At 48.8% G+C, this 3,544-nt stretch carries 3 protein-coding genes and 1 riboswitch; all 3 genes read right to left on the bottom strand.

From position 1 onward, the window contains the following. Window positions 1-242: 242 nt before the first annotated feature. Window positions 243-953 carry a precorrin-2 C(20)-methyltransferase gene (locus QUA23_RS30605; RefSeq protein ID WP_333079635.1) on the bottom strand — a complete coding sequence of 237 codons (711 nt, stop codon included), beginning with the start codon at window positions 951-953 and terminating at the stop codon, window positions 243-245. Beyond that, complete coding sequence (locus QUA23_RS30610; RefSeq protein ID WP_333079637.1) at window positions 950-1,579, bottom strand: precorrin-8X methylmutase; 630 nt, start codon at window positions 1,577-1,579, stop codon at window positions 950-952. The genes QUA23_RS30605 and QUA23_RS30610 overlap by 4 nt, the downstream gene beginning before the upstream one ends. 154 nt (window positions 1,580-1,733) lie before the next feature. Then, window positions 1,734-3,251 carry a precorrin-3B synthase gene (cobG, locus tag QUA23_RS30615; protein ID WP_333079639.1) on the bottom strand — a complete coding sequence of 506 codons (1,518 nt, stop codon included), beginning with the start codon at window positions 3,249-3,251 and terminating at the stop codon, window positions 1,734-1,736. A gap of 8 nt (window positions 3,252-3,259) precedes the next feature. After that, window positions 3,260-3,339, bottom strand: a riboswitch (adenosylcobalamin-variant (AdoCbl-variant) riboswitch). Between the last annotated feature and the right edge of the window lie 205 nt (window positions 3,340-3,544).

A 3,544-nucleotide genomic window follows, 5' to 3' on the forward strand; every position in this document is an offset into this window, starting at 1 on the left:
AAGGTTGTTGTCATTTGTTTATGATTGCTTTATTTGGTTTTCAATGTTCGTGACGGCTTTGTGTTCCGCCATGTAAACAAACATAAAGCATATTCTAAGGTTTGTAAACTATTTTAACAACAGATTAACTAATCAAAGTTATAAGTTTCACTTATCAATATGAATAAAACTGGATAAACAGGTAAGAATGCACAAAAAAGTAGGTAAAGCCTGGAAGCGCGTCGCCTTCAGGCTTGGAAATATTAAGATACAGACTTTTGCTGGCTAGGTATCATAATGAGAGCCCAATAGGGAACTTCAGCGGGTTCGACATCTGCGATCGCCCGAATTCGCTGATTCGGCATAGTTGCGCGTTCTATATACAGTGATCGATCGAACTGTCCCAACTCAATCAGTACGTCCCGGACTTTCGCAAAATGTCGGCCCAGCTTAATAATCACAGCAGCATCAACAACCGCCAATCGATCGCGCAAAACCTCAGCATCCAGCGTCGCAGGCATAATACTTAACACATCGTTACGATAAGTCAGCGGCACTCCCAACGCAGCCGCACTCGCCATTGTCGAAGAAATTCCCGGCACAACTTCCGTCGTAAATGTCCCCGACAAACGGTTGAATAGATACATAAACGAACCGTAGAGAAAAGGTTCGCCCTCACATAGCACCGCCACATCCCGCCCCTCGCTCAGATGTGCGGCAATTTTCTCCGCAGCAATATCATAATAAGGTTGAGACGATCGCGTCGGACTAAAAGGCAACGGCATCGGAATCTCAATTTGCTCCGGGCGCAGATAATCTGCGACGATCGCCCGCGCCAGCACCTTACCATTTTCCATCGCCGGATAGGCAATCACCGGCACCGATTGCAAAATCCGATAAGCTTTCAAAGTAATCAATTCTGGATCGCCAGGGCCAATACCCAAACCGTACAATTTACCAGTAGCCTTAGTCATAATTCATCCTTTTTCGCTAACGCATTCACGGCCGCCGTTGCCATTGCACTGCCGCCGCGCCGCCCGTGCAACGTAATAAATGGCACTCCCCGACTGTTGGCGGCCAGTTCGGCTTTGGATTCGGCTGCCCCGACAAATCCTACCGGGAAACCCAGAATTAAAGCCGGTTTGGGTGCTCCGGCATCCAGCATTTCCAGCAGTCGGAACAAAGCAGTCGGGGCATTGCCAATTGCCACAACCGCACCCTGCAAGTTGTCCAGCCATAAATCAAGGGCCGCGGCCGATCGAGTATTTCCGATTTGCCGCGCCAACTCCGGGATTTCGGAATGCCAGAGGGTGCAAATCACCTGATTGTCAGCGGGAAGGCGTTTGCGAGTGATGCCTTCTGCCACCATCCGGGCATCGCAGAGAATCGGCGCACCTGCGGCGAGGGCGTTGTGTCCCGCAGTAGCTGCACCGGGCGAAGCTGCTAAATCTGCAACAATATCGGTCATGCCGCAACTGTGAATTAGCCGCACGGCTACCGATTCTAAATCGGGCGGCAAGCTTGACAAATCTGCTTCGGCTCGAATTGTGGCGAAGGATTTGGTGTAGATTTCTGTTCCGTCTCGAATGTAGTCAATCATTCTTTAAAACTGCTATGGGAAGTTTGTTGGATTTGTGAAATAGATTTTTTGAATGAACCGCGAAGGCGCGAAGGACGCAAAGGAAGAAATATCGAGAGAGATAGGAAGAGAAATGCTTAAAATCTGTCTTTTTTCGTGGGATATTTTTTCACTTTCAATTCCGATTTTCGGTGCTCAACAACTCCTGCAATTGGTCGATCGCCTGCCGATCGACAAACTCACCCAATGACTCCACAGGCTCCCGAAACCGCTGATACACCCGCAACATTCGCTCGATCGCATCGGGCATCTCGATCGCACTCACCGCCTGAAAAATTTGTCGTCCGAAGGGCAAATCTTTTCTACCCGCATAAATGTCGTAACCTTCGATCGTCTCGCCTCCTCGCTCAATCTGAATTCCCACCAGCGTGATATCAATGGGGTGGTGCTGGGCGCAGGACTTTTGGCAACCGCTGAAATGAATGTTAATCGGCAGGTCGATGGTCAATTTTTGCGCTAAATCCCTCACCATTGCTAGGGCGTGACTTTGAGTATCTGTCGCCGCCGACGCACAGCCGCTGCTGCCGGCACAAGCCACCAAGCACGAATCTAGGCGAGTCGCCGATGAGTGCAATCCCAAATCGGCGACTTGCTGTTTTACCTCAAAAAGCTGGGAGTTGGGGATATCAGAAATCAGCAGATTTTGCCACGGCGTAAGTCTCAGGGTACCGCTGGCTAGCTTTTGGGCTAAATTCGCCAAATTCCGCAGTTGCTTTGATTCTAGCCTACCGATAGGCAGTGCAATTCCCATGTAGGAGAAACCGGACTGTCGTTGAGGATGAATGCCGAGATGTCGGTGATGGGGGAGGGATTTTTCAGATGAGGCATCTTGGCTGTTTTTGGGAAAAGTGCAAGATGTGAATTGCCATGAAAATGGTAAATTCTGCTGTACCCTTTCTAGATAACTTTCCGCGCCCCAATCTGCCAGCAGGTGACGCAAACGCGGTTTTTTGCCATCAATTCGAGGTCTATTTTTGGTGTATTCAAGATAGGTGCTAGCGAGGGCGGCTAATACTGAAATACATTGCGATTCTTGGATTAAAATTCCTGTATCGCCGTTTAAATGCAGCCTAAAAACGATTCCTGATTGGGTTGAACGACCGCATGCAGCTAATAAAATATCGTTGCGTAAAGCCTGGATCGAAACCGATTCTTCGCCGTCGAAGCCAATACTGAACTTAGGCGAAAGTTCCGACAACTCGGAATGTGTTTGCAGGTAATCATCCCAAGCTTTGACTAGCGGGCGAGTATCCAGTAACTGCTGGCGATCGATCCCTGCTGTCGGACTTGCCATAATATTGCGAATCGGGTCAACTTCAACGCGGCGAGACGCTATCCCCAATTCCTGCAAGCGGTTCCAGACTTCCGGGGCAATTTCCGAGTTCACTTCTCGGATTTGCAAATTTGCCCGATTTGTCACTTGCAAACAGCCGGTACTGTATTGATCTGCCAAATCGGCGATCGTCCGACACTGCTGCGCGTTTAAAATTCCCCCCGGAATCCGCATTCTCGATAAAACTCCGTCTCGGGCTTGAGAACCGTAAAATAAACCCGGACAAGTCGGCAAATCAGTCAAAGCTAACAAATAATCTCCTCCCCGTGCTACGCAGGGAATCCAAAAGTAAACGCCCACAAAGCGCCCCCGAAATCGGCATTCTGACTTTTACAGTTGCGGCACAGCGCCGGAATTGCACCGGACTTTCCCGCTTTCAGGTTTTAGAAAGGTATCACGAGCTGACCTACAGAAAGCAAAACCCTCAACTTTCTTAACAAAACTTCTGGCGATCGGCCCTGTCTCTCCTTACATAAGCCTAGCTAATCACACTCATCAGTTTAACTATCGCTCAATCCCTTTACAAACCTTAACAACACCGTTAATAATATAAACATCATCCGAACATTGACAACCAAATACAGCAATCATAA

Source organism: Microcoleus sp. Pol1C5 (genome assembly GCF_036701115.1).
Classification (GTDB): Bacteria; Cyanobacteriota; Cyanobacteriia; order Cyanobacteriales; family Microcoleaceae; genus Microcoleus.